At 37.0% G+C, this 26,771-nt stretch carries 21 protein-coding genes and 1 pseudogene; 12 read left to right on the forward strand and 10 right to left on the reverse strand.

Annotation, left to right across the window (positions count from 1 at the left end):
• The first annotated feature begins 4 nt into the window (after positions 1 to 4).
• The 3 genes from FKV42_RS11630 to FKV42_RS11640 all read left to right on the forward strand — a co-directional run bounded on the left by FKV42_RS11630 (position 5) and on the right by FKV42_RS11640 (position 1,384).
• A complete protein-coding gene (locus FKV42_RS11630; RefSeq protein WP_091711067.1) occupies positions 5 to 211 on the forward strand; it encodes a DUF5371 family protein in 207 nt (68 codons plus the stop codon).
• A 24-nt stretch (positions 212 to 235) separates the two neighbouring features.
• Entirely contained in the window at positions 236 to 718 is a 483-nt protein-coding gene (locus tag FKV42_RS11635; protein WP_154810460.1) for a type IV pilin domain-containing protein, read from the forward strand.
• Positions 719 to 841: 123 nt separating this feature from the next.
• The gene (locus FKV42_RS11640; protein ID WP_230375681.1) at positions 842 to 1,384 is read left to right on the forward strand and encodes a hypothetical protein; all 543 of its coding nucleotides are present in this window, start codon (positions 842 to 844) and stop codon (positions 1,382 to 1,384) included.
• A gap of 86 nt (positions 1,385 to 1,470) precedes the next feature.
• On the opposite strand, the gene FKV42_RS11645 is transcribed toward FKV42_RS11640, so the two are convergent.
• The 10 genes from FKV42_RS11645 to FKV42_RS11690 all read right to left on the reverse strand — a co-directional run bounded on the left by FKV42_RS11645 (position 1,471) and on the right by FKV42_RS11690 (position 15,378).
• On the reverse strand, positions 1,471 to 4,272 hold the full coding sequence (locus FKV42_RS11645) for a FlaD/FlaE family flagellar protein (RefSeq protein ID WP_154810461.1): 2,802 nt from the start codon (positions 4,270 to 4,272) through the stop codon (positions 1,471 to 1,473).
• 447 nt (positions 4,273 to 4,719) lie between these two features.
• Positions 4,720 to 5,898: a tRNA uracil 4-sulfurtransferase ThiI gene (gene thiI / locus FKV42_RS11650; protein ID WP_154810462.1), complete on the reverse strand. Its 1,179-nt coding sequence runs from the start codon at positions 5,896 to 5,898 to the stop codon at positions 4,720 to 4,722.
• Positions 5,899 to 6,027: 129 nt separating this feature from the next.
• Positions 6,028 to 6,300, reverse strand: a complete 273-nt coding sequence (locus tag FKV42_RS11655) for an acylphosphatase (protein WP_154810463.1) — start codon at positions 6,298 to 6,300, stop codon at positions 6,028 to 6,030.
• Between the two features lie 86 nt (positions 6,301 to 6,386).
• Entirely contained in the window at positions 6,387 to 6,689 is a 303-nt protein-coding gene (locus FKV42_RS11660; RefSeq protein WP_154810464.1) for an acylphosphatase, read from the reverse strand.
• A 23-nt stretch (positions 6,690 to 6,712) separates the two neighbouring features.
• Positions 6,713 to 8,620 carry a threonine--tRNA ligase gene (locus FKV42_RS11665; RefSeq protein ID WP_154810465.1) on the reverse strand — a complete coding sequence of 636 codons (1,908 nt, stop codon included), beginning with the start codon at positions 8,618 to 8,620 and terminating at the stop codon, positions 6,713 to 6,715.
• A 95-nt stretch (positions 8,621 to 8,715) separates the two neighbouring features.
• Positions 8,716 to 9,816 (reverse strand): AI-2E family transporter, encoded by a 1,101-nt coding sequence (locus FKV42_RS11670; RefSeq protein WP_154810466.1) that lies wholly within the window; start codon positions 9,814 to 9,816, stop codon positions 8,716 to 8,718.
• 110 nt (positions 9,817 to 9,926) lie between these two features.
• Complete coding sequence (locus FKV42_RS11675) at positions 9,927 to 12,005, reverse strand: phosphoadenosine phosphosulfate reductase domain-containing protein (RefSeq protein ID WP_230375683.1); 2,079 nt, start codon at positions 12,003 to 12,005, stop codon at positions 9,927 to 9,929.
• 134 nt (positions 12,006 to 12,139) lie between these two features.
• Complete coding sequence (gltA, locus tag FKV42_RS11680) at positions 12,140 to 13,510, reverse strand: NADPH-dependent glutamate synthase (RefSeq protein ID WP_154810467.1); 1,371 nt, start codon at positions 13,508 to 13,510, stop codon at positions 12,140 to 12,142.
• Positions 13,510 to 14,358: a sulfide/dihydroorotate dehydrogenase-like FAD/NAD-binding protein gene (locus FKV42_RS11685; protein ID WP_154810468.1), complete on the reverse strand. Its 849-nt coding sequence runs from the start codon at positions 14,356 to 14,358 to the stop codon at positions 13,510 to 13,512. Before FKV42_RS11685 ends, gltA begins: the two co-directional genes overlap by 1 nt.
• A gap of 153 nt (positions 14,359 to 14,511) precedes the next feature.
• Positions 14,512 to 15,378, reverse strand: a complete 867-nt coding sequence (locus FKV42_RS11690; RefSeq protein ID WP_154810469.1) for an alpha-1,2-fucosyltransferase — start codon at positions 15,376 to 15,378, stop codon at positions 14,512 to 14,514.
• Positions 15,379 to 15,695: 317 nt separating this feature from the next.
• Here FKV42_RS11690 and FKV42_RS11695 point away from each other — a divergent pair.
• From FKV42_RS11695 to FKV42_RS11735, 9 genes and pseudogenes are all read left to right on the forward strand, one after another.
• A pseudogene (locus FKV42_RS11695) lies at positions 15,696 to 16,800 on the forward strand (transposase).
• 128 nt (positions 16,801 to 16,928) lie between these two features.
• Positions 16,929 to 18,317, forward strand: a complete 1,389-nt coding sequence (locus tag FKV42_RS11700; RefSeq protein ID WP_154810470.1) for a mannose-1-phosphate guanylyltransferase/mannose-6-phosphate isomerase — start codon at positions 16,929 to 16,931, stop codon at positions 18,315 to 18,317.
• A 76-nt stretch (positions 18,318 to 18,393) separates the two neighbouring features.
• Positions 18,394 to 19,428: a GDP-mannose 4,6-dehydratase gene (gene gmd / locus FKV42_RS11705; RefSeq protein WP_154810471.1), complete on the forward strand. Its 1,035-nt coding sequence runs from the start codon at positions 18,394 to 18,396 to the stop codon at positions 19,426 to 19,428.
• Between the two features lie 27 nt (positions 19,429 to 19,455).
• Complete coding sequence (locus FKV42_RS11710; protein ID WP_230375684.1) at positions 19,456 to 20,793, forward strand: flippase; 1,338 nt, start codon at positions 19,456 to 19,458, stop codon at positions 20,791 to 20,793.
• 127 nt (positions 20,794 to 20,920) lie between these two features.
• Complete coding sequence (locus tag FKV42_RS11715; RefSeq protein ID WP_154810472.1) at positions 20,921 to 21,733, forward strand: class I SAM-dependent methyltransferase; 813 nt, start codon at positions 20,921 to 20,923, stop codon at positions 21,731 to 21,733.
• Positions 21,734 to 21,873: 140 nt separating this feature from the next.
• Complete coding sequence (locus FKV42_RS11720; RefSeq protein WP_154810473.1) at positions 21,874 to 23,634, forward strand: hypothetical protein; 1,761 nt, start codon at positions 21,874 to 21,876, stop codon at positions 23,632 to 23,634.
• Positions 23,631 to 24,824, forward strand: coding sequence for a CapA family protein (locus FKV42_RS11725; RefSeq protein ID WP_154810474.1), 1,194 nt, complete (start codon positions 23,631 to 23,633; stop codon positions 24,822 to 24,824). Before FKV42_RS11720 ends, FKV42_RS11725 begins: the two co-directional genes overlap by 4 nt.
• Positions 24,817 to 25,722 carry a glycosyltransferase family 2 protein gene (locus FKV42_RS11730; RefSeq protein ID WP_154810475.1) on the forward strand — a complete coding sequence of 302 codons (906 nt, stop codon included), beginning with the start codon at positions 24,817 to 24,819 and terminating at the stop codon, positions 25,720 to 25,722. Before FKV42_RS11725 ends, FKV42_RS11730 begins: the two co-directional genes overlap by 8 nt.
• Positions 25,723 to 25,775: 53 nt before the next feature.
• The gene (locus FKV42_RS11735) at positions 25,776 to 26,708 is read left to right on the forward strand and encodes a hypothetical protein (protein WP_230375685.1); all 933 of its coding nucleotides are present in this window, start codon (positions 25,776 to 25,778) and stop codon (positions 26,706 to 26,708) included.
• Positions 26,709 to 26,771: the final 63 nt, after the last annotated feature.

The raw sequence follows: 26,771 nt of genomic DNA on the forward strand, positions 1-26,771 counted from the left end.
TACAATGGTTAAAATTGTACATGCACAAACTGTTCTCACGGAAGATGAACTGGCGGCTTTAAAGAAGAAATGCAATGAGTCGTCAACAAAAGAAGCCCTGAGTATGGCCGTGCAACATTATCTCGAGTGCGAATACACCGACCTCGACGATAAAATGTGGACCAAGAAACTTGAAAAAGTGGTCCAGAAAAAAAAGCAGAAAAAAGTATAGCTTTTGAACAAGAGAGGAACAACTATGAGCAAAGCAAACCAATTTTTAGATGAGGATGCAGTATCCCCAGTCATCGGTGTAATCCTGATGGTTGCAATCACTGTTATCCTTGCTGCAGTTATCGCAGCATTCGTATTCGGCATGGGACCACCAGAACAGGCACCACAGGCAAGTCTGAGGGCAAGTGCTATGGAAGATAATAGTAGCAGTATGGTCAAGATTGAGCACCAAGGTGGAGATGAGATGATTCTCGCCTCCGCAAACACAAGAATTGTGGTCGATGGTACTACTGCGACAATTGACGATGGTATTACCTCTGACGATGATAAGAGATTCGTAGCTGGTGAAAACGTATACATCAGTAACCAAACATCTGGCTTTTACCTCGATTTGACACCAAACGGCACTGCTGTACATGATATAGGTGCTACAGGCGAAACAGTCAACGTTAAATTTGTTGATGTTGGAAGTGGCCAGCTGATTGCTGACATGGACGTCAGGTTCTAAACACAAACTTAATGACGCATCTTGCGTCATCTTTTTTCATTTTTTGTATTGCAGTCATATATAGGAAATATTATATACGTTCCAAATCCACACTCTGTTATATAATTATATACAGGACGTGGTATGTTGGACTATGAATTATCATTAAAGAATTCATGGAATGTAGTTAAAGAAAACATTGTTACATTTATTGTTGGTCTTTTGATAGCTGTAATTGGGTCTATTTTAATCGTCACAATAGCACCTCTTGTTTATGGATTTACTTCAATGGCCGTAAAGGGTGCAAGAGGAGAAGCAATCGAAATTGGCGATGTCTTTGAAGGATTCAAAAAAGAGAATATAATCAGAAGCTGGACATTTATGATCATATACTTGATCATTGTAGGAGTTCTTGGACAGATAGCATCAATACTCAGCACTATAGTAGGAATTCTCTTTATGTTTACAATGCCATTGCTTGTTATTAAAGAAGGCCTCAGTGGAATAGAAGCAATTACAGAAAGTGTTGAAATTGTTAAAACTGCCCCTGTAGAGAGTATTATTGTTTATGTTATAACTCTTGTACTCAACATGATTGGCATATTCCTTCTGGGAATAGGAGTACTTATTACTGCACCTATAAGCGCAGTATTCCTCGCTTATGCAACCTTTGAGATGGCAGAGTAAATAGCATAAGTATGATTAATCAAATAAAATAAGTTGTAGTAAAATAACTACAACATATTCTTTTTTATCCGAATATACAAAAATGGTTATATTCCGTAAATCTCTGAGCCTTTTTTGACCTTCTCAATATCCCTTTCTATTACAGAAAGCCTGTTCTTGTCAACCTTCATGCCGGCAAGGCTTTCAATGAACCATATAGACTTAACATGGTCATCCGGAGTGAGTTTCCAGTCAGGTTTCTCCATATAGAAATCGATGCCTTCAGCATAATGAAGAAGCTCCATCCTGACTTTTTCAGTGATCCAGCCAAGCTCTTCATAATATGACAATATATCTGGAAGATTATTGCGACCAACAAGTTCCATCAAAAACTCAAGCCATTCCATACAGAGCTTCATGTTACTGGAATTTTTCACAATATTTGAAAGGTGGACATTCTGCCCGAATCCCTTATAGCTTCTTGCGCCAAGTTTCTTCAATTCGCTTTCCATATATTCTGTGAGAGAATCAATCTTCTCCATTACCGCAGTATTTTTCTCCTCGGATTCCTGTCTGAACTTCTGGAACTCTGAAGATACCTTTCCAAGATTGTCAAGCATTGAAGAAATCGAACGGGAGAATTCCTTAGAAGTGGATTTAGATTCTTCCTGCATCTTCTCCATAAGCTCAACTCTTGGACCAAATGCATCAATCCGTGATGATAATTCTGCCAGGATTGCAAATTTAGACTCGTTCTCCTGTAATGACTCATGCAACTGAGCAAGAAGAGCTGTATAAGAACCAACAAGTTCGGAAATGTTCTCTTCAATTTGTGATAAATTAGTCGTCATTGAAGCATTATCAGACTGCAATACAGCAATAGAAGAATCAAACTCAGAAATCTCGTTTTCAACCTGTAAGACTTTTCCATCAATAGCATCAAACCGGGAATTACTCTGGGATAGAATATTTTCACTTGAACTTACAGCAGAAGCCACAGCTTCAGTAATCTCTGATATCTTGTTTGAAAACTCTTCAACTTCAGAATGCATAGACGAAAATTGAAGGGTCATGTCATCCAGACTATTTTTCAGTCCTCCAAGATCATCTTCCAGGCTTTCGAACTTTTTATCAGTAGTTGCCCTTAGGTCCTTTATATCTTTGGTAAACACCTTTTTTGATAATTCCATGCCTGATGTAGAAGAAGTCTTTTCCTGTTTACTCATACTTTCAGAAACATCTGAGACTTCATGTGTAGCCTCATCTAAAACTTCAAGTTCTGTATATTTTACTAACGGATCATGGTCATGAATAGATACATCTTCTGAAGAAATAGATGAAATAGATTCTTCTGCGGTTAACTCAACGCTTCCAGACAATGCATCAATTGAATCATCGTTACCAAAATCATTGTTATCAAGAAGATATTCCTCCCTCATTTCCATAATTGGATTCTCAATAGGAGTTACCTGTCGTATAGCACCAACTGTCCTATCACCTTCATTTTCCATGAAAGGATTCACAGGTTCATTGGCTTCCTCAATAACCTGTTTATTCACATCCAAAGAAGAAGAGAAAGGACTTGAATCAACGTTATTATCTGACGATTCAAATGGATTAGCATCAAATGACGAAGCATTCGAAGTAAATTGTGGTTTTGACTCGGCAACATCCACATCATCTCGCATGTCTTCCATTCTCTCAATGAGACTTTTTCCTTTTGTTAGATTTTTAAAGAAGCTTTTTGTGATGCTAGAAATGCCTTCCAGGTTTCTCTTAAATGAACCCATATCAATCGGTAATTTTACAGGAACCTTTTGTGCATGTTTATTCTTTTCAAATAATACTGTATCAGCAGCAACTTGATCACCAAATGGATTTTGAGACTGAAAAGCACCGGAAGTTGGTTCAAAAGGATTAGATGCTACAGAATCACCAGCTGAAGAAAAAGGATTAGCAGGTGGAACCGCAACAGGAGCTGGTTCAAAAGGATTGGATGCTACAGAATCATCAACTGAAGCAAAGGGATCAGTAGATGGAGTAACACCAGAAGTTGGGTTAAAAGGATTAGATTCGACAGGGCCATCGACTGAAGAAAAGGGATTAGCGGGTGGAACAGCATTAGGAATCGGCTCAAAAGGATTGGATGCTACAGGGTCACTGACTGAAGAAAATGGATCAACAGATGGAACAGAATCTGGAATGGATTCAAAAGGATTAGATTCGACAGAGGCACCGGCAGAGGCAAAAGGATCTGTAAGTGGAGCAGTTACAGGAGTAGATTCAAAGGAATTGGACTCTAAAGGACCATCAGCAGAGACAAGGGCGTCTGGTGTTGAAAAGGGTGGTACTTCCAACTGTGCACCAAACTGTGGGGATTGATTCGATTCAGGAGCAAAAGGCAAAGACTCACCTATTTCAGAAGAAGGAGAAACTGATGGCTCATCGGAATTAATAAAAGGTTCAAATAATGGAGGAGGAGACCTTTTCTTTGCAGGCTTATCTGTGGCAGGAGAAGGCTCGTGAAACTGATTGACGGATGAAATTATCCCTACCTCACCTGCATTTGGCGGAGATTTCATAAATGGTGGCACCTCAATAGAATCCTCTTTTTCCTCTGCAGAAGGGATATTTGGTTGAGTGCCGCCTAATGCTGAAAGGTCAGGAAGATCTCCAAACGAAGGAAAAGCTGCCTGTGATGCGCCATTCTCTGCTGAAACAGGATTTACCTCTGGCACATCTATTTTCGCCTCTTCCATTGGTATATCGGCAAAAGCATTTGCCAATATGTCAGGAATTGGTGACGTAGAACTCTTTTTTTCGCCGGATGCATTTGCAGAAGATTGCTCTTCTTCAACAGAAGACATAATATCTGCTATCTTTTTATTCTCCCATGGAAGCTCACTCATAAAAACCAACTGACAAGAAGTATTGATATAATTATAATTACAAGATTATTATATGGCGGATATTTATATAAAAGTTGCTCTTGACTGAAAAAGGAAAGTTGAACTTGATTAAAAATAACATAAACTATACAAAAGGAACAAACAGACATTAAAAGAGTTTAGGCGCACGGGAATAATTGAGGGAATGGACGAGAGATAAAGGATGAAATTTGTGCTAAAATTCACTTTGCTGTGAGTTTGTGCGCCTAATTGTGCATTGTTAATGATAGTATATAAGGATTATGCGTTACTTCCTAAAATATCCCAGATTATGAGTACATGATGAAAAACACTAGGCACATAATTATTTAACTCAAAAATATACTAGATAAAAATAAAAATTTGAAGAAATATATGTGTGCAAATTACTCACAGAAAAAGATTTAATGTGTAAAACACTGTGAGAAATCATTCAACATCAATTCGGGATATACGAGCATTCTTCACAGAAGCAGCCACAAGTTCTTCAATATTAATCTTTTTTTCCTCTACAATCATTGAATCCATTGCCGCTTTCACTTCAGGATGTACAGGTACAGCTCCACATCCACCGGTTTCGCGAATGGAGACATCATATGTACCAATCTTTCTGGCGATTTCGATTATCTCATTTTTATCAAGGGCTATCAGCGGGTGATACAAAGGTACGCAAAGTCCGTAGAGTTCAGCATACATGTTGTAGGTTGTCTGTGATGCAACCTGTCCAATTGAAGAACCGGTAATAATTCCTGCTGCACCTTCCTTTTCCATGATCTTCAAGGCAATCCTATACATTGTACGCTTACACAATAGACATGTTTTGTTCTTTGAGCATTTATCGACAAAAGATTGGAGATTATCCCCGTGCGGAATTTCATAATACTTGAAAGGACGTCCAGGGCACCATTCCTGAAGAACTTTGAGACAATCCATTGTACGATTATGTGCACGCTCATCACTGAAAGGAGTATTATTGCAATAAACCGGAATAACCTCAATTCCCCGTTTCATCATGAGCCATGTTGCAACAGGCGAATCAATTCCACCGGATACAAGTGAAATCATCTTACCCTGAGTTCCCAGTGGCAGACCCCCGACACCTTCCACAGTCTCTGTGAATACATAGGACTTGCTCTGGCGCATTTCCACAAATATCTCCCTGTCAGGACTTGTGAGATCTACCGAAGGTGTGAATCCTTTTGATTCAAGCATCTTCCATACAGCATCCCCACATTTAATACCTATATCACGTGATGAAAATGAATGATTGCCTGTGCGTCTTGCCCTGATAGCAAAGGACTGACCTTCCGAGATATAGCCATCAGCAAGCTCTGCACACAAAGCCCCTGCCGCTTCGATAGTAGCACCTGTAACCTGTGCAAAAGAAGTAGAAACAACACCAAAAACATCAGCAGCTGCTTTTGCAGCCCTTATATCATCGCTTTTAATGAATATTCTCCCCCATTCACGGGATATATCCGAATAAGGAATTCCACGATGATCCAGCATAGCAGCTATGTTCTTCACAAGTGTTTTCTCATACCAGTTGCGAACTCCTGTGCTCTTCAAGGCAAGCTCGCCATATCTTACAAGGATAACGCTTTCCATTGAGTAGCAATCAACTTTAGACTATTAAAAGGTAATCGGAAAAAGTAATTTTGAAGAGACAGCTATGAGATGGAACTGCATAAATCACTCTTTGATGATAAAATCAGAGTAACTTCCGGTATGAGATGACTAGGAAACCATAATGTCACCTACATCAATTTTATCCATACCAGCAAAAGCCTTGTTCATTTCCATGTAACCGATGAATGACTGTATAGAAGATTTCTCCCCCTCTACAAATACTTTGTATAAACCATCAGACAAATTCTGAGAATAACCAGTAAGAGATAGTTGCATGGCGTTTTTAGATGCATATTCGTAGAAATCCCCTTTTGAATTCCTGAGCTGTACCAGTATCGTTGCAGAAACCAGGTTTTCGGGGTTGGTTTTTTCATCTGACATAAAGACACATACGTGTAGTAGGAATATAATATTTTTGAATCCAGAAATTAAAGGAAAATACAACAAAAAAGATGAGATGAAGAAATTTAGCGCATTATCGAGAACTCAGTATAATCCCCTGTAGGTTCAGACCATTCCACGCTGACATCCTCAACATTTGCAAGAGCCGGACCTATGTGCAAAAAATCAATGAGTTTCTGAATAGAGGTGGCTTTGCCTTCTGCAAAAACCTCAACCCTGCCATCCGGCAGGTTTCTGGCAAATCCGGTAAGCCCGAGTTTTTGCGCATTATCCACAGCGAACCTGCGGAAATAAACTCCCTGAACTCTTCCTGTAACAAGTACTGTTGCAGAGGAAATATCCTCTGCGTTGGACAAGTTATCCTGCATACACTTAAATTTGCAGAACGGGCTTATAAGAATTTTGGCCTCTGTGAAAGCATCTTTGAAAGGCAAAGTCCCTTGTATGGCATGCCTTCGGTTTCTGCGGCAATCCTTGCATTAAGCTCATCGGGAGACATTTCCACCTTAACTGGCTTCTTAGGCTCTGATTCTGCACGGATGGTTACATTAACAGTTCCACTCTCAACTTCACTATCGCCAACAACAACGACGTATGGAATCCATTCACGACCTGCCTCACGTATCTTCTTACCAACTGTATCTTCCCTGTCATCGATATCAACACGGCAGTTTAGTTTGTCAGCAACCAGCATGGCATAATCCATGTGTTTGTCAGCTATTGGGATAACTCTTACCTGAGTCGGGGAAAGCCAGAGCGGAAGCATTGGAACTCCACCTTCTTCTGCCTTCATAGCCTCTTTCTCAAGAAGACCATAGATACAGCGCTCTATTGCACCGCTTGGTGAGCAGTGAAGAATTACCGGCCTGTTGGCACTTCCATCTGAGTCGATGTAATTAATGTCATATCTGTCAGCATTCTCAACATCTATCTGTACAGTTGAGAGTGCACTTGCCTTTGCAAGAGCGTCAACAAAGTTGAACTCGAACTTAAGAACGAAATAGAAGAAACGGGTATCCCACATCTCAACAAGTACCGGTTTGTCCACGGTCTTTGCAAGGTTTGTGATGAAATCCTTGTTCTCATTATAGAACTCTCTGGTAAACCTGATAGCAACCTCAAAGTCATCTACCTTAATACCAATCTTGTCAAGGACAGCGATACACATGTTGTACTGCTTGCCGAACTGGTCTATTGCGCCTTCCATATCTGCACAAAGACTGTGCATATCTGGCATTGTGAAAGCCCTGAGTCTCCTTAAGCCCACAAGTTCACCACGCTGTTCCTTCCTGAAACTGTATCTGGTCATCTCGACCATCTTGAGTGGCAGGTTCTTATAGGAAATAGTCATGTCGTGGTTCATGAGGAACTGACCGAAACATGCGGCGAATCTTAAGAACATCTGCCTTTTGTCAGATTCAATTGAATACTGACGGGCAGGGAACCTGTCAAGATATTTCTTCAGGGTTGGATGATTCATATCATACATCAGAGGCGTCTCTACCTCCATTGCACCAACCTTTGAAGTTTCCTCGAGTACATAATTCTCAAGGAGTGACTTCATAAGACGACCCTTTGGATAGTAACGCATGTTACCGGAATCTGATCCTGGCTCATAGTCTGCAAGTTCCAACCTGCGCATAAGCTCTACATGTGGTGGAGCCTTTTCAACAGCTCTCTTCTTGGAAATCTCATAATCCACAAACTTCCCAAGGTTGTCATGACCTGTGAAATCGAAGGTTGCTGCATCATGAAGCTCACCATCTGGTGTCAGAACATGCCAGTAAGACTTGGCAGTACTTTCTGCCTTAAGCGCTTCAGAGACTACTTCCTCTTTTACCGCTTCACCGCAGGATGAAGATTCCTTACCAGTTGGTTCATCCGGTACAATAGAACGTGACAGCTCGGAAAGTGGATGTCCTTTACAGCTGATCTTGAATGCCTTATACCATCCGAATGGAGCTCTCTTAACAGTATAATCACCAGAAAGTGCATCTTCTATACCTTTGAGAACTGCAACACCTGCTTTTGGAGATGAGAGATCGGAGCTCAGGTGAGCATACGGATATACCATGATATTCTCAGCCTTGACCTGTGTAGCTACATTCCTGATCTCTTCCACAGCTTTGGAGATGGCACCTTCAACATTTGCCTCGTCGACCTTTTCGACTGCTATGAAAGCTGTAAGAGCCTCCTCAAGTCTTCCCTGTTTAAAGGAATCTTCAATTTTTTCAGCAACCGGGGTGCTCTTTTTCACTTCATATTCAATATAATCAGAATGGATGAGTAATAACTGCATAAATTCACCTTTAAGATTTCGCTACCTTATTAGGCCAATCCTTATTAACCTTTTTCAAATCACAGAAAAAACAGAAAAAATGATGGATCAAAATACTATTCTGTTATACCCTTATTTTCAGAATCATCCTTGCAGACTGACAGGTTCATTTGAGAGCAGATAGCAGTATTGTCATTGATGTAAACCCTGTATGCTGCTACAATAGCACCAAGCACTATGGGAGCCAGGAAGAAACCCGCAACACCACCTACAAAACCACCACCAAGGAATGCCACAAGAATAAGGAATGGATGAATCTGGGATTTAATGCTTGCAAGATATGGACGCAGTACAAGTTCGGGTGGTGCATAAATTACAATGGATGCAACAATGAAGAACACGGATGCACTTTCAAGTCCCTGTTGAAGATAACGATAAGCAGATAGTACCAGCAGAACCATATAACCGGCAAACATCGGAATCACAGAAGCCACGAATATAAGAGCTGCAAGCGCAAGAACATGTGTAAATCCAAATGCATAGAATACAATAAGGGACAACACACTGACTATGAGTGCTGCGGATGCGTTTCCTACAAAAATCCCCTGCAATATTACGTCAAGATGCAACACAAAACATTCAAAATCATGTTTATGATCAACAGGAACCACTTTTAGTATACCCCTGTAGAGGCCGTCACCATCTGCCAACAAGAAATAACAGAGGAAAATTGCCAGAAAAAGGTTGATGCCAAACATTACAAGATTACGAGCATAAGAGACTATTCCTATTTTACCAAGAAGTGGCAAGATTGATGTCGAAATATCCCATACCAGTTGCTGCACATCATCAGTATATCCTGCCGGTATGTCAATAGATCTTAAGAGGTCAAGACTTGTATTCACCACATAAGACTGGTTCTCAAATACCCATACAATCTGCCTGAGTATCTCAACTATACCGGAACCAATGATGAATACAACAGGAACAACAATACATAGCGTTGCTATGAGAGCGCCCATCTTTCTGAAACGTCTGAGTTTCATGAAGATAGGCCGTGCTATATAGGCAAATACGAGTCCAAGCACGATACCATCTGCAAGAGGGAATAATATGTAGCAAAAAAGGAGGAAAAGAAGTAAAACTACCGTGAAGGAAGCTATTTTCCATTTTGCAGCAATAATGCGGGATATTCCATCCGTTTCGCTATTGACCATTTTTACCCTTCAAAGATTCTTGCTTTTTATATAATATTTAAACTATTAATAATTCATCCTCATAATTACAATGCATTAAATAGCTGAATATAGAAATTTATACTAACGAATTAGAACTTATTTTCATATCTGAGAACAACACAGGAATCAGTACATTTACCACAATGAATGCAGTTTTCATTTATGAATACATGTCCATCCTTAATTGAAATTGCATTAACCGGACAGGCTTTGATACATATACCACATCCTGTGCACCTGTGAGCTTTCAATAACTGACGTGAGGCTTCTGCAAAAACTGAATCTGCTGAAGATTTGTCATCTGAGTTTACAACAACATTGCCTGATGAGAAAATCTTAATCGTTGAAGTTTTCCCCCGTACCATGAGAAGACCAAGTTCCTCTGAAAATACAGTTTTCCCCATAATATTCATTACATCCCTGGTTTTCTTCATGGAAAAACCATGAATAGAAGCTTCAATCGTATAACCTCCTGCCTTGCATGGAGATATACCTGATGTGATGTTAATACTAAACTGTGATTCCACTGAAGTTGCACAGGCAGATATACCCATTTCCTCACAAAGTTTGATCATCTTGGGAGGAAGTTCCTTCCACCTCCAGAGACCATGTTCTATAAAAGACTCTGAAAGACCGTTCTTCTTTGCCCATTGCATGAGAAATGTTTCCCACCTTCCATGTAATTCCGGATGTAAGTCTTTCAAACGCTGGTATTCTGCTGAAAGGGCTGCCGGGCAGAGATAGCATCCTACCCTCTCAAAACCTAAGTCGTAAAGAGGATTATATTCAAGCTTTCTCCAGTAGATGTAAAGCCAGACCTCAATTGCTTTCCAGTCCTTTATTGGAAAGATATTGAGTTGCCCGGGAACAAATGGATTGCTTTCACTTGTTGAGATACGCGCCCTTGAAAATGATTCATATCTTCGTTTCCCGTCAACTGTTATACAAGTAGGAGCTTTTTGCAGACATTCTTCTATTGCTTCGTTTGCAGGTGCAAGCTTGCATATCTTACAGCACCATCGAAAATCCTTTGCAGGGGGACCAAATGCATCCACATTATCCCAGAAATTTGAAGCTGCCCTTTTTTCGATAAGTTCTATTCCGTTATCCCTGCAATAATTGTGAGCAAATTCCACGGTTTCTGGAAACTCTATACCAGTATTAAGGAAAAAAGCGCAAATATCCCTGCCTGCCTGATTCTTCAGTGCGCTCACAGTAAGATCAAGTACTACAAGACTGTCCTTTCCACCACTGAATGAGACATTAACCGGGAGAGCTTTGTATTCTTTCTGGTTTGCAATACCTTTTATGGTATTCATTGCATTCCTGCCAAGATTACGCATATGAGGGACATTTGAAGCTACCACATCATGCATGATTGACACTTTCTTATTCAATGAGACGTGTTGTGATTCTACTTTTCGGACCCTTATCACCGGTCCATTGACTGAAGATGCTTCTTTTGCATCACATAAAGCAACCCCATAACCTGTGAGATTTCCAGACCTTATCAGAACCACATCGTTTTTCCTGATACCATCAGATATAGATTCAACCATATCATAACTAATTTTCTTACCATTAAGATGCTTGGAACTCTTTTTCAAAACAACGATTTTCTTTTCCGTATTACCTAGAAGGATATGAGCACCCTGCACAGACGGCTCAAATACATAATCCATCTTTGGCATGTCGAAACGCAGAATACCAAACATGAAAGCATCAACTATGACCTCATCAGTCTTGTCATCCCCCGGAATTTTGTTCAACAGGATTACCCTGTCACCCAGAGGATCAGTGCCAAATTCAGCAACTAGCACGTCATGGAGAACTTTCCTTTCATATGAAGAACAGAACCTCACATCTGCCGGTTGTGATAAATCAATCCTCATTCCTTCGCCACCGCAAATGCTACATTCATTTTCAATCAGTGGTACATTGCATTCCTGACACCAGAAGATGTAATCTTTCTCATTACTGGCATATTTCTGAACTTCTTTATTGTGGCTTGTTCCTCTGTCCTGTTTATGTGAACGATTGGAAGAATTCCTGTATCCGGATGTGAGTGAACCGGCACTTCTCACATGAGTCTTACCGGAAGAACTACTTTGCCTGCTGGATTTTCCAGAACCACTGGAAGAGGATTTGCCTTTTTTCATTGATACCATGTAGCGCTCACCAACTTAAAAACTGTCCGGGAAAGAAACGGAAAAATGAAGACAGGTACATAAATATGACTGAACTAGTAAAAAATAAAGAAAATCCGGTTAAAACCGGATAATTGAGTTACAAATGATGATGCTCAGTTGCTGAGATACTCATTGATTGCCTTTGCAGCAACCTTTCCGGCACCCATTGCACTGATGACCGTTGCCGCACCTGTGACAGCATCTCCACCTGCATATACATTATCAAGTGAAGTCTTGCCGGATTCATCGACTACAATAGTACCTCTGGAATTGGTTTTAAGTCCCTCTGAACCGGAGAATATCATTGGATTTGGTGATGTTCCAATAGCAATGATTACAATATCAGCAGGAATCACATGCTCAGAACCTTCTACGGCAACCGGACTTCTGCGACCGGAATCATCAGGCTCGCCAAGTTCCATCTTTATACATTCCACACCATTGACGGTCATATTCTCGCCCTCAAGAATCCTCGTTGGGTTGGTAAGAAGCCTGAAGACAATGCCCTCTTCCTTTGCATTCTCAATCTCTTCCTTTCTTGCAGGAAGTTCATCCTCGCCACGGCGATAGACTATGCTTACTTCATCTGCACCAAGGCGGAGAGCACTTCTTGCGGCATCCATTGCAACATTGCCACCTCCAACTACGATGACGTTCTTTCCTCTCTTGATAGGAGTATCATAGTCAGGGAACTGGTATGCTTTCATCAGGTTAACTCTTGTAAGGAACTCGTTAGCTGAGTAAACGCCATTGAGATTCTCCCCCTCTATTCCCATGAATTTTGGAAGACCTGCACCTGTTCCAAGGAAAACGGCATCAAACTCTTCCCTTAGCTCATCGAGAGTCTTTATCTTGCCAATAACATAATCCACCTTGACATCAACGCCAAGCTGTTTGATATACTCAACCTCTTCCTTTACTATTGCCTTTGGAAGCCTGAACTCAGGTATTCCGTAAGTCAGCACACCACCAGTGTCGTGGAGTGATTCATATATTGTAACTTCGTGGCCTTCTTTTGCAAGGTCCGCTGCTGCTGTAAGCCCTGCAGGACCTCCACCAATAACAGCAACCGTCTTACCTGTTGACTCTGGGCGAACTGGAGGAGTTACACCTCTTTTCTTTTCGTAATCAGCACAGAAACGCTCAAGTCTGCCAATTGCAACTGGTTTACCCTTCTTTGCCAGTACACACAATTCCTCGCACTGGACTTCCTGAGGACATACGCGTCCACAAACAGCCGGAAGAGCGTTGGTTAGTTTGATAGTTTCAATGGCACCGTCAAAGTCTTCAGCCTTTATGCAAGATATGAATCCAGGAATGTCAATGTTTACAGGACAGCCATCAACACACTTTGGATTCTTACATTCAAGACATCTGGACGCTTCTGCAAGGGTCATTTCATCGGTATAACCAAGTGCAACCTCATTGAAGTTCTGTGCCCTTTTCTTAGGATCCTGCAATGGCATTGCCTGTCTGTCTGACATTAGTGCTCACCCCTGCAGGTACATTTGTGATCGTGGTTTTCCTGACACTTTGATTCTTCACTTCTGTAAAGTGCCAGACGGCTCATTAGCAGATTGAAGTCAACCTTGTGAGCATCGAATTCCGGACCATCAACACATGCGAACTTTGTCTCGCCGCCAACCGAGACCCTGCATCCGCCACACATACCAGTTCCGTCAATCATAATAGGATTCAGGCTTACTATTGTTTCGACTCCATAAGGTTCGGTCATACCTGCTGCAACCTTCATGAGAATAGGAGGACCAATAACTACTATTCTTGCAACCTTCTCACCGCTGTCAAGAATGTTCTTTACAACATCCGTGACAAAACCGTGGTGCCCTTTTGAACCATCGTCTGTTGCAACGTGAAGTTCGTCACTTGCTGCTCTCATCTCATCCTCTAGAATGAGAAGACTCTCGTTCCTTGCACCGATTACGGAAATTACCTTGTTTCCTGCCTCACGATAAGCTTTTACCTGTGGATATACCGGGGCAATTCCTACTCCTCCACCTACAAGAATCACAGTTCCAAGTTCTCTGACATCTGCAGGAGTGCCCAGTGGACCAACAAAGTCCTGAAGCTCATCTGAAGATGACATCTTTGCAAGCTGCTTTGTTGTCTTGCCCATTTCCTGGAAGATTATGGTTACAGTGCCTTCTGTGGCATCAAAATCTGCGATAGTCAGCGGTACTCTTTCGCTGGTCTCGTCAATACGTAAAATAATAAACTGGCCTGCCTTTGCGGCTTTGGCAACATCAGGTGCTTTGATCTTCATCATGTGCACTGATGGCGCAATCTCTTTTTTCTCTATGATTTGGTATGGCATGTGATCACATATAGAGGTTAAGTTAGAAGTAATAGGATTTTGGAGATATAATTAAGTTAATAGTACTTAATAATTGAGATGAGAATTTGTAAATATAAAGCTAACCTATGTAGTTTCACGACATTGATATGATGATTTATGGCTAGAAGGTTTTTATTCATCTGCATTTTTTAGAGAGCCATAAGTAGTAAAGTCATTTATATCGAAAATTGCATCCGGGTCCGTTATATGATAAAGTGGGACATTGCCATAAAAAGAGGACCACAACGAATACGTGCTTGGAGGACCAACAATATAGTCACATTCAGCTAAAGAATACATATCTTGAACAAAATGATTATTACAAAAAATAAATTGAAACTTACTTAGTTCTTTTACATTTTGTTTTACATCAGAACATACGACAAACATAATCTTTTTAGTCGAAAATATTTTTTCAATATTTTCCATTATTTGTATATACTGGGTTAACTCATAGAAATACTTACCATTGTTCCAGTTTTTGTAATCTCCGTGCCTAATGTGAATTCCTATCAAAAAATCATAGTTTTGCTTAACTCCACCAAGCAAATCCTTTATATTATTTTGTATTTTTTTGTTTGGTGCAAAATAAGTTCTAATTATACTTGCATGTTTATGAAGATCAATTGAATCACGAAAATCCCATCCATCAACAAATAAGAATTTGTTATTTTGTGCAATTCTTATGAATTGTTCGTTATTCGTATTATAAGACTGATTCTCCTTTAGAGTCACATATTTTATGAAAGGTAGTCTGATTATTGTAAGTAACCATATACACAAATACAATAATTTTTGCATTAATCGATTTCCATTTAAGGATCTCTCTGAAGGATATCTGCAAAATAGATCATCACTAATATTTTGAAAATGCTCAGCATAGTCACCAAATGAAGGATTTGCAATTTTTACGTTGTGTTCTATACCGAATGCAATAAAATGAGCAAAAAGAATCAATCTATTACCCAAACGACCATATTTTTTTGCAATAACTATCATAAATAACCTTCACTGCCAAGATATAGTTTCATTACTTAATAAATATGCAGACACTATAATATTTCGCAAAATACTAAGCATCAGTCATATAAAGATCATATGAATCAGCCATATCAATCTTTTCGGATGAAAAATTGAAATTCGCATATATAAGACTTCTGCATATTAAAGCTTTGAAAAATGAGACCATCAAATTAGAATTTTGATTTAAAAACCTACCTCTATTTTCAACAAGACCTCTTTTTCCCCCCAAAAAAAAAAAAAGAATAGCTTCAGCTCCCTCCAAAGATTAAAATAGTATAAGTTTGGCCAGTCTCATGGAGGATATTTATACTGTATATAAAGGAGTCCTCTTTGAGGACTCCATTCGAAACGATATTGATAAAGAGAATGTATCAGTTTGCCGCTTGCTACATTTTCTTAATATTGACGACATCGCACAGCATGTTGAAAATAACCATTATTCCAATAAAGACTGGCATTTCAGATATCGTATTTCTTCTATGATAAAACTCATTATTGTCAAATGTTTCAGAAATCTTTCGTTCAACAAAACAATTTCATCTCTTTCAGATGAAGAAGCTCTATTCCTTCATTTTGTTGATGAACATGGAGCTATTGCACTACCTACAGGAGCAACACTTCATCATTTTGTAAAATACAGGTTAGGAACAGAAGGACTTCAATATATTATTGGGATGATAGTTGAAAGAATCATCAAACTCACTAAAGCCAGATATCTAAAAACAGATTCTACACCCCTTGAAGCCTCAAGATACGATAAACACAGTGATTATAATCCTCACTATAGATGTAAAATGGACAAAGCTCACATCACATTAATAGGAGTTTTTCCATTATACAGACATATACAAATGGATTGGCAAATGCATCTCCTGAACTGGATAAGCATATTGATTTCTTAAAGAATTACAATATTTGCCCTGATTCTTATGCCTTGGATTCTGGATATGATTCATTTGAAAATTATGCTGATATATGGCATCACTTAAAAGTGAAACCAACTATCCCACCCAAATGCAATGCAGTAATTAACATGGAAGGAACAATTGAAAGAATTAATCACTGGGTCAACAAGCTGTGGAAAAAAGGCGGTTCGATACATATGCCAATAGCAAAAAAGCTGGAATTACTATACAAGAACGGAAGGCGAAAACAAGTGGGAATGTATCTTAGAAACCAGGCACTGGTAGATGAAAAGTTTGAGGAAAAGATTAAGACGAGACAAACTATTGAAAGATCAAATAGACACATCAAAGGTAGGGTAACCTTTGATGTGAGAAAGATACAGAAAATAGCAGGGAACTTTATTCAATAGTGAGATTTGTGGCATACCAGTTTATGATACTGGTAAATTTACAAAATAAGAGTGAGAAGATATACTTAGCCAGATATTTTTAAGAAAAATGCTCATCAGATTAGAATGGAGTGAATTATGACCTAATTTGATAATCTCAAGAGGATTTCTACAGAAAAAATCAATATTTATATATTTGTATGTGCATCTAGTATAAAATATAAAAGCCTAGATGTATGAGTGGAGGAATATCATTAAATCGATAATACTTGCAGGTGGTTCAGGTACACGTCTCTGGCCACTAAGCCGGGAAAAATATCCAAAACAGTTCTTAAAGTTGAATGAAAAATCGCTATTTCAGGATACAGTGAGCAGGTGCTTAGAAATATCGGACATCAACGAGATATATGTAGTGACAAACGAATCACAAAAATTCTTTGTTATCGGACAAATTGAAGAACTTGGATATGAAATTCCAAAAGAGAATATCCTGTTAGAACCGGTTGCTAAGAACACGCTTCCTGCAATAACTTATGGAATGCATCTAATCAAAAAGCGGTTCGGAAATGATTTTGTAGGCATATTCTCATCGGACCACATACTTGACAAAAGTGCAATGCAAACTATCAAGAATGCTGAAGCCCTAGCTTCTGAATACCTCTTGACTTTCGGAATTGTGCCTACCTCACCACATACAGGATATGGATACATCAAACCAGCGGATCCAATTGGAATGGCTTTTAAGGTATTGGAATTCAAGGAAAAACCGGACATATACGATGCTAAAAAGTATATTAAAGAAGGATTCCTGTGGAATAGTGGAATGTTCCTCTTTGAAACAACTGTTTTTTTTGAAGAGCTCGAAAAATATGCTCCAGACATATCTACCGCATTCAGAAATTATGAAACAATCGAGGAGATTTATGAAAAAATACCTTATATATCTATAGACTATGGAATTATAGAGAAATCCAGCAAGGTAGCCGTAATCAAACTTGCAGAAAGATGGAGTGACCTTGGTAATTTCAGTGCCCTTTATAATGAATTTGACAAAGATGAAAACAATAATGTCATACACAATTGTGAAGAAGAGATTATAAATTCTTATGGTAATTTGATACATTCAAAAACGGGTAAAATCGTATCACTCATTGACGTAAACGATATGATCGTTGTGGATACAATGGATGCATTGCTGATATGTCCAAAGAGTAGTAGTCAAAAAGTTAAAGATGTTGCATCTTCTCTTAAGGACAAAAATGATGAGCGTGCACAATTACACCAAACCGCATACAGGCCGTGGGGTTCATATACAATACTTGAGAACTCAGAAGGACACAAGATAAAGAATATAGTTGTCCTACCACAAAAAAAGTTAAGTTTGCAGCTACATCATCATCGAAGTGAACATTGGGTCGTTGTAAAAGGAATGGCACGCGTTCAGGTCGATGAAGAACAGTACTTCTTGAGACAAGGAGAGAGTACATTCATAAGGGCTGGTATAAAACACCGATTAACTAACCCTGGAAAAGTACCACTCGAAATAATTGAAGTGCAACTTGGCGATTATGTAGAAGAGGACGATATCGTTAGATTTGATGATGATTATGGAAGAGAATAACAGTAAATAATCTGTCATTAGCCAAATTATAATTATCAAAGTAATTACTTTATTATATAGATGGATGGACAATCAAATGAAAAAAGTGGCTTTAATAACCGGCATTACTGGCCAAGATGGTGCATATCTTGCAGAGTTCTTACTAAATAAAGGATATATTGTACATGGAATAAAAAGGAGATCATCGTCATTCAATACCGCACGCATTGATCATCTTTACAAAGACCCTCATGAGAGGAACGTGAATTTCTTCATGCACTACGGTGATTTGACCGATTCCACAAATCTCATAAGGATCGTACAAGAAACCCAGCCAGATGAAATCTACAACCTTGCCGCTCAGAGCCACGTACAAGTCTCTTTCGAAACACCAGAATATACCGCCAACTCTGACGCAATTGGAACTCTGCGACTACTGGAAGCTATACGCATACTTGGTTTGGAAAAGAAAACAAAATTCTATCAAGCTTCGACCAGTGAACTTTATGGTAAGGTCCAAGAAATACCCCAAAAAGAAACTACTCCATTCTACCCAAGAAGTCCTTATGCTGCAGCAAAGTTATATGCATACTGGATTACAGTGAACTATCGTGAAGCATATGAGATATTCGCTTGCAACGGTATTCTTTTTAATCATGAGTCTCCAATTCGTGGAGAGACATTTGTCACAAGAAAAATTACAATGGCTGTGGCCAAAATTAATAAAGGACTTCAAGACAGGCTATATTTAGGAAACCTTGATGCTAAAAGAGACTGGGGATTTGCAGGAGATTATGTGGAAGCCATGTGGTTAATGCTTCAGCAAGAAGAGCCAGACGATTATGTGATTGCAACAGGTGAAACTCATTCAGTGAGAGAATTTGTGGAACTTGCTTTCAGAGAAGTGGGTATTGAGATTGAATGGCATGGTGAAGGCGTGAATGAGATTGGAATAAACAAGGAAAATGGCAGCTTATTAGTTGAGATTGATTCCAGATATTACAGGCCTACTGAAGTGGACATATTGATAGGAAATCCAACAAAAGCTAAAGAGAAACTAGGGTGGAAGTCTAATCTCGATTTCAGAGATTTGGTGAAAATAATGGTTGAAGCTGACTTTGTGAAAAACTAAATTAATATGTATGGAGAGTCTTGATATTTGCAAAAAGGTAGTATGATGATTCATTCAGAATATTTTAAAAAATACTTTGTTAATACTTCTTGGCTCTTTTTTGAACATATTGTCAGATTATCAGTTGCACTTTTTGTAAGCGTATATGTTGCTCGCTATTTGGGTCCTGACAACTATGGTTTGCTCAACTACTCAATAAGTTTTGTAGGCCTTTTTTCAGTAATTGCAACTCTTGGTTTGGATCAAATTGTAATCCGAGAACTGGTAAAAGATAGAAGTAAAAGAGATTTTATCCTTGGAACTACTTTTTTGCTCAAAATATTAGGTGCATTTCTTGTATTAATTCTTTTGGCAATTGGAATTCAATTTACTTCTAACGATTCATTCACAAACTTACTCATATTCATAATAGCTGCAGGTACTTTATTTCAGTCTATAAATGTAATCGATTTTTATTTTCAGTCAAGAGTACAGTCAAGATTTATAGTACAAGTAAAATTCTGGTCAATAATGGGAATATCGTTATTAAAAATATATTCAATTCATATTGAAGCTCCTCTCTTATGGTTTGCATTCCTTGTTTTAGTAGAAAATATCATATTAGCCCTCGGTTTCTTCATGATATATAAATCAAATGGACTATCTGTTTTATCTTGGAAATTTGATATGAATCTGGCTAAATTGTTCCTCAAGAACTCATGGCCACTAATATTTTCAAGTATCTTTGTCACATTCTACATAAGAATAGATCAAGTCATGATAAATGAAATATTAGACAGCAAAGCTGTTGGTATCTATGCATCTGCTGTAAAACTAAGCGAAGCTTGGTATTTTGTTCCAATGATAATAAGTAGTTCTTTGTACCCTGCAATTATAGAAGCAAAAAAAATATCGGAGGATTTGTATTATACAAGACTTCAACAATTATACGATTTACTGGCCATAATTGCCATTGTAATCATTCTACCAGTGACAATATTATCAGATTGGATCATAATTGTCCTTTATGGACAAGAATATATTGGTGCAGGAACGGTTCTTTCAATACATATCTGGGCAGGTTTATTTGTATTTCTAGGAGTAGCTAGGGGAAAATGGATATTAGCTGAAAATTTGCAGACGTATACTTTTTTGTACACCTTCCTCGGAGCCTTGAGTAATGTTATCTTAAATCTATATATGATACCCTTATATGGAATAAATGGTGCTGCATTTGCAACCCTTATATCGCAATTTGTAAGTGTAATAGTAGTGCCTTTTATTATTAAAGAAACAAGAACATCAGTATTCATGCTCATAAAATCGATTTTGCTGATTTCCCAAATTCAAAGACTGAGAAAAATTATATATCTACGGAAAAATTAATCATACATATAGAAAATCGTTAGTACTATTCTATTGTAAACGAAGTTGAACCTCCACAACATTGAGTGAGTCAATTAATATTCGATCTAATTCAAGCTATATCCAATGTAAAATAACTAGATGCAAAATGGTTTATAGAAATATGAATATTAATTTAATCGTATTCAATGAAATACTAGGTAATGAAGTGTGTTCAAGATTTGATGATAACATAAAAAAAGAAATAATTTTGGTAATTAAAGGATGGATTTATGTGCACAATAACATTTCATGTGTCAAAAAAAAAATCATTGGCAAACTCAAAAGACCTTATATAAAAAATAAGATATTATCAAGCGAAATCGTAAAAATAGTGCCAGGAGCCGGAAAAACAAGGTATGAAGGATGGATTAGTATCGAAGTTCAAGAACTAGACATCACATCTACATACGATCTTAACTATTATTTTGCGAATAAAAAAATAGATAATATTTTATTGGAGCATGTAATAGAGCATATCGATTATAAAAATTTCATTCATTTTTTAGTTACAATTAAACCATATTTAAAAAAAGGTGCTATTATAAGAATTGCAGTCCCTGATAGAAATCATCCATCAGAATATGTTAGATTACTAACAGGAGTTAATGGACTAGAGCCGGGTGCTGATGATCATAAATATTTCTATGGCATAGACGACTTTGAAAATATTGCATGTCAAACTGATTATAAACTAGATAAAGTAGAATATTTTGATAATAATGGGATTTTTCACAAAAATAATTTTGACTTATCAGACGGTTATATTTCGCGATGCTCTAAGAACTATAAAGGACTCTTTACTGAAAACAATGAAGAATATAGAAAAATGATAGAGAGTGTTCCAGAAAATCTTAGAGAACAATTTTATAAACTAAATATATCATATACGTCCCTCTTAGCAGACTTTATAAACGAATAAAATTACAACTATTTAGCCTTTCTATAAAATGCGTCAATGACAAACATAATTGGCATATAGAATCTGTATTGAGAAATACATATCGTACACATCACTGTAGTATAATTATTGAAATATTCTAGATGACTTCGTGAGGAACAATGAATCGAATAATCGCTTTTATGATTGTTAGTAACAACATCAATTGTTCTAATGATGGAAATAAGCCCCTTCAGTATCTTTGCCAACGTTTCAACAAAAATATATCAAAGATAAAGACAGATTACTTTACACTTCATGTTGTATACGAAGGAAAGATAGGAGAACTTCTCAATCAAGAAAATGATAATATACATTTCTGTCTTGGTCAGTATAATAATAAATGGAAGAGTGCCTATGTTTTGAGTGACAGGTTCCTTTTGGTCACTATTTCTAATGATAGAGTTATATGCACAAGTGATTATGTTGGATCAATACCTGTATTCTATTCACTTAGAGAAGGAGTAGTCATCTCAAATATAGAACCTGTAGTAATAACAAATAGTTCCACCAGTGAACATGACATTTCTTATGACTCTTTTTTCGGATTTATGAAATTTAGTCATTTGATTTGGGAAGAAACACTCTACAAACATATATTCAGCCAAGAACCAGATAGTAGATACACTTATACCCTGGGTACAAAAGAACCAAAAAAAACAGATCTCAAATCAATCAAAGCAAGCAATGATAGAATCTATAAATCAGATATTGAAGTTGCAAAGGATTTGTACAGATTGAACAAGGACCTAGTTCAAAATGCCTTACTACCATATAAAGAAATTGTTTTACCATTATCTGCAGGATATGATTCCAGAATGATTATTGCTGCGTGTTCAGAAAACGAGGGTCTTTTGAAAAGATTAAAATGTTTTACATATGGGTCTGAAAATTCCGTAGAGGTTATTGCTGCAAAAGAACTTTGTAAAGTATATGGAGTCTATTGGAGGCACATCGAATTGCCTTGTCAATTTTTAGAACGCCATTACCTTAACCCAATATTAAATATTTTTGGGAGTAGCCTCCATTTACACGGAATGTACCAACTTGAATTTTGGGAAAAAATAAAACCGTTTTTGGAAACTGATTCTCCCGTGCTCACATCCGGTTTCATGACAGGTGTGCCTGCTGGACAACACGTATCCAAATTGAAAATACAAAACAAAAATAGTTCATTAACCGAAGCGATGGAGAACTTTAGTCAAAGTAAGTATTGGAAAAACGATGAACTTATAAGAGCATTCGATTTTTTTGATCAGAAAATGTTAGATTTAGCAGAAAAGAGATTCAAAAAAGCATTTGATAGATTTGATGGAAGAATTGATCAAAAATCAGTTCTTTTTGATGTGTGGACTCGACAGAGAAATTTCATCAGTTATCACCCTCGCACCCTTGAATGGGAAGTTCCAGTAATCAGCCCCCATATGACAGCAGTATATCAAAATTTTTTTATGACACTTAATGAAAAACATCTTAAAGATCGGAAAGCGATAGAACTAATGTTTCAATATCATTATCCTGATGCTGCAGCAATCATATCCAACAGTAATGGAACACAAAGCCTAACAAATCATTTAGATAATATGTTATTATTTTATTCACGAATAATGAAGAAAATTAATTTGGAACTAATAATCCCTAAAAAATATTTAGATCAACCAGTTTTATTTGATATCCCAGCTTTATCACATTCTAAAAAATCAGGATTATTTCCTCTCTTTGATTCTAAAAGAAGTACAGTATTGAAACAAATTTTCTCTGAAATTGGAATAGAACAAATATATGACAATGCCTTAAATGGAGACTTGAAAGCATATGGAAAATTATGTATCATGCAAGCTGTAGCTTATGGTTTGAATCTGATACAATCGGAGGATGAATGAAAATATTCGTATCGGGAGACATAGTAATATCAAAAACAAGGAATAAAATAGTTGATTCAATGTTAAATGCCCTTATAGAAGAATGCGATATTTCTATATGTAACTTTGAAGCCCCTGTCGAATCTAGTGGACAAGCAATTCCAAAAGCAGGCCCTCATTTAAACCAAACTATTGAGTCAGTAGAACTTATAAAAGAAACTGGGTTTAATGTCTGCTCTCTTGCTAATAACCATATTTACGACTATGGAGATGTAGGTTTAAGAGAAACCCTAGATATAATTACAAAAAATGAGTTAGAATCAATAGGAGCAGGTATGGATTTTAATAGCGCCTACAAACCACTCATCAAAGTCGTAAATGATGTAAAAATAGGATTATTATCATTGTGCGAAAGTGAATTTGGTTCATTACTTGACAATGAAAATCGTGGGGGCTATGGGTATATAAATCACTTAAATGTCAATGACATAATTAGGAAGATTAGAGATGAAGTAGATTGTCTCATATTAATTGCCCACGGAGGTGTAGAAGAAGTTCCACTTCCACTTCCACAATGGAGAGAACGCTATCGTAATCTATGTGATCAAGGAGTGGATTTTGTAATAGGACATCACCCTCATGTACCACAAGGATATGAAAAATACAAAAATAGCATGATATTTTATAGTCTCGGCAATTTTTTTATGGACAGTGGAGACTTCGAAAATAAATTAAATTATGGATATTCAGTAATTTTAGATATAAGTAAAGAAAAGAATGACTTTAAACTTGTTCCCCATTACACAAAAAATAATTTTGTTCAGATATGTAATGAAGATGAGTACACAGAGTATTTAAAAAAACTTAATGAGTGGCTTGAAAAAGATTATGAATTGTTATCAAACCAACAAGCACTTTATCTATATTCTACAAGATACCGAAAATATTATTGCTCAGCAACTGGCGCAATCCACCTACAAATGAATTTTTTAGAAAAGATAACGAACATATTAAGCCAACTTATAATGTCTGAGAAAAACACAGAATTTCGTGAACTTTTGATGTTGCATAACATTAGAATTGACTCTCATAGATATTCGACTCAACATGCGTTGAGTCTCCTATGTGAAAAAAAACAAGAATGTAACTACAACCTATTTGAAAAAATAATATCTGACAATAAAAAATATTTGGGATTTGACGATGTCTAATAACTTTGCTCCTTTAGCACTTTTTGTATATAATCGACTAAAGCATACATCTAAAACTATAGAAGCACTTCGGAAAAATGAATTTGCAAAAAACAGTGATTTAATAATATATAGTGATGGGCCAAAAAATAAAAAAGACTATGATAATGTCGAAGAAGTTAGGAATTATTTAAAGGAGATAACTGGCTTTGCAAAAATAAGAATTATTGAAAGAGAAACTAATATAGGACTAGCCACATCTATAATTTTAGGAGTTACTGAAATAATCAAGGAATATGGTAAAATAATTGTATTAGAAGATGATATGGTAACTTCTCCATATTTCATAAGGTACATGAATGATGCCCTGACCTTATTTGAGAATGAAGAAAAAGTAATTAGTATTCATGGATATGTTTACCCCATAACAGGACTTCCAGAATATTTTTTAATACGCGGGGCTGATTGTTGGGGATGGAGTACCTGGAAACGAGGATGGGATTTGTTTGAACCTGATGGAAGAAAACTATTGTCTAAATTAAAAGACGAAAATCTTACTCAAGAATTTGATATAAATAATTCATACCCTTACACTAAAATGCTTATTGATCAAATTGATGGAAAAAATGATTCATGGGCAATAAGATGGTATGCTTCAGCTTTTCTCAATAATAAATTCACCCTTTATCCTGGAAAATCATTTGTAGATAATATTGGACTTGACGATAGTGGAACTCATTGTAACATGTCAAGTAAATTCAATGTGGAATTGAATCAAAACTACTCACCATTAATAAATCAGTGTATTGAAATCAAACAAAATGAGGAAGCCATCCAAATGTTTGAATCATATTTTAAACATATAAACAAAAAAAGAATACTAAGGAATATATTAGAATATATTATGAGGAAAAAATAATGCTTTATTTTTGTACACTTTTTGACTCTAATTATTTATCACGTGGCTTAGCAATGTATGAATCATTAAAGGACCTCTATGATGATTTTCACATGTATATATTTGCCTTTGATAAAAAATGCTATGAAATCCTAAATATACTAAACTTAGATAAAGTGAGTGTCATTGAACTTTGTGAATTTGAAGATAAAGAGCTCTTAGAAATAAAACCAACAAGATCAACTGCGGAATATTGCTGGACATGTACACCATCCATAATCCTGTATTCGATAGAAAAATATGACTTGTCCCATTGCACTTATTTGGATGCAGACATCTATTTTTTCTCATCACCAGAAGAACTAATAAATGAAATGGATGAAAAGTCTATTCTTATAACAGAACATAGATATACCAAAAAATATGATAAAACAGAAACTTCCGGGAAATATTGTGTTCAATTTGTTACTTTTAAGAATAACATATCCGGCCTAACGGCTTTAAAATGGTGGAGAAACGCCTGCCTAGATTGGTGTTATGCCAAATATGAAGATGGAAAATTAGGTGATCAGAAGTATCTTGATGACTGGACTCAAAGATTTGAAGGTGTCCATGTTTTAAAGCATCTTGGAGGCGGAGTAGCACCTTGGAATGTACAACAATACACTGTATACGAGTCAAACAAGCAAAAATATATCAAAGAAAATTCCACTCAGTTTACGAGTAAGATTGTATTCTACCATTTCCATGGAATTAAATTTTTTACCAATGGTAGTGTAGACTTGAATTCAGGATATTGCCTTTCTGATAATACTCAGAATCTGATATACAAAGATTATGTCAAGAAAATTAAGCAAATGGAAAACAAGATTGCAAAAATCGATAAAGCATTTGACCCTAATGGATCAACTAATTTAAGGAAAGGCATAAAACATTATATATGGATTCTCATATGTAAACTTAAAAAAACGCACAACTGTATAAAGGTGAAAGACTTCATAGAGTAGTTTACACAATCAAAATTGATAAATGGGTAGAAAATGAAATATATCTTGTATATTTTACTAGGA

Origin of the sequence: Methanolobus vulcani, assembly GCF_006546655.1 — an archaeon.
Classification (GTDB): Archaea; Halobacteriota; Methanosarcinia; order Methanosarcinales; family Methanosarcinaceae; genus Methanolobus; species Methanolobus vulcani_A.

Coding starts and splice junctions, on each gene's coding strand:
- FKV42_RS11630 (WP_091711067.1), top strand. CDS start 5: ATGGTTAAAATTGTACATGCACAAACTGTTCTCACGGAAGATGAACTG.
- FKV42_RS11635 (WP_154810460.1), top strand. CDS start 236: ATGAGCAAAGCAAACCAATTTTTAGATGAGGATGCAGTATCCCCAGTC.
- FKV42_RS11640 (WP_230375681.1), top strand. CDS start 842: ATGTTGGACTATGAATTATCATTAAAGAATTCATGGAATGTAGTTAAA.
- FKV42_RS11645 (WP_154810461.1), bottom strand. CDS start 4,272: ATGAGTGAGCTTCCATGGGAGAATAAAAAGATAGCAGATATTATGTCT.
- thiI (WP_154810462.1), bottom strand. CDS start 5,898: ATGGAAAGCGTTATCCTTGTAAGATATGGCGAGCTTGCCTTGAAGAGC.
- FKV42_RS11655 (WP_154810463.1), bottom strand. CDS start 6,300: ATGTCAGATGAAAAAACCAACCCCGAAAACCTGGTTTCTGCAACGATA.
- FKV42_RS11660 (WP_154810464.1), bottom strand. CDS start 6,689: ATGCAGGATAACTTGTCCAACGCAGAGGATATTTCCTCTGCAACAGTA.
- FKV42_RS11665 (WP_154810465.1), bottom strand. CDS start 8,620: ATGCAGTTATTACTCATCCATTCTGATTATATTGAATATGAAGTGAAA.
- FKV42_RS11670 (WP_154810466.1), bottom strand. CDS start 9,816: ATGGTCAATAGCGAAACGGATGGAATATCCCGCATTATTGCTGCAAAA.
- FKV42_RS11675 (WP_230375683.1), bottom strand. CDS start 12,005: ATGGTATCAATGAAAAAAGGCAAATCCTCTTCCAGTGGTTCTGGAAAA.
- gltA (WP_154810467.1), bottom strand. CDS start 13,510: ATGTCAGACAGACAGGCAATGCCATTGCAGGATCCTAAGAAAAGGGCA.
- FKV42_RS11685 (WP_154810468.1), bottom strand. CDS start 14,358: ATGCCATACCAAATCATAGAGAAAAAAGAGATTGCGCCATCAGTGCAC.
- FKV42_RS11690 (WP_154810469.1), bottom strand. CDS start 15,378: ATGATAGTTATTGCAAAAAAATATGGTCGTTTGGGTAATAGATTGATT.
- FKV42_RS11700 (WP_154810470.1), top strand. CDS start 16,929: ATGTATGAGTGGAGGAATATCATTAAATCGATAATACTTGCAGGTGGT.
- gmd (WP_154810471.1), top strand. CDS start 18,394: ATGAAAAAAGTGGCTTTAATAACCGGCATTACTGGCCAAGATGGTGCA.
- FKV42_RS11715 (WP_154810472.1), top strand. CDS start 20,921: ATGGTTTATAGAAATATGAATATTAATTTAATCGTATTCAATGAAATA.
- FKV42_RS11720 (WP_154810473.1), top strand. CDS start 21,874: ATGAATCGAATAATCGCTTTTATGATTGTTAGTAACAACATCAATTGT.
- FKV42_RS11725 (WP_154810474.1), top strand. CDS start 23,631: ATGAAAATATTCGTATCGGGAGACATAGTAATATCAAAAACAAGGAAT.
- FKV42_RS11730 (WP_154810475.1), top strand. CDS start 24,817: ATGTCTAATAACTTTGCTCCTTTAGCACTTTTTGTATATAATCGACTA.
- FKV42_RS11735 (WP_230375685.1), top strand. CDS start 25,776: ATGTATGAATCATTAAAGGACCTCTATGATGATTTTCACATGTATATA.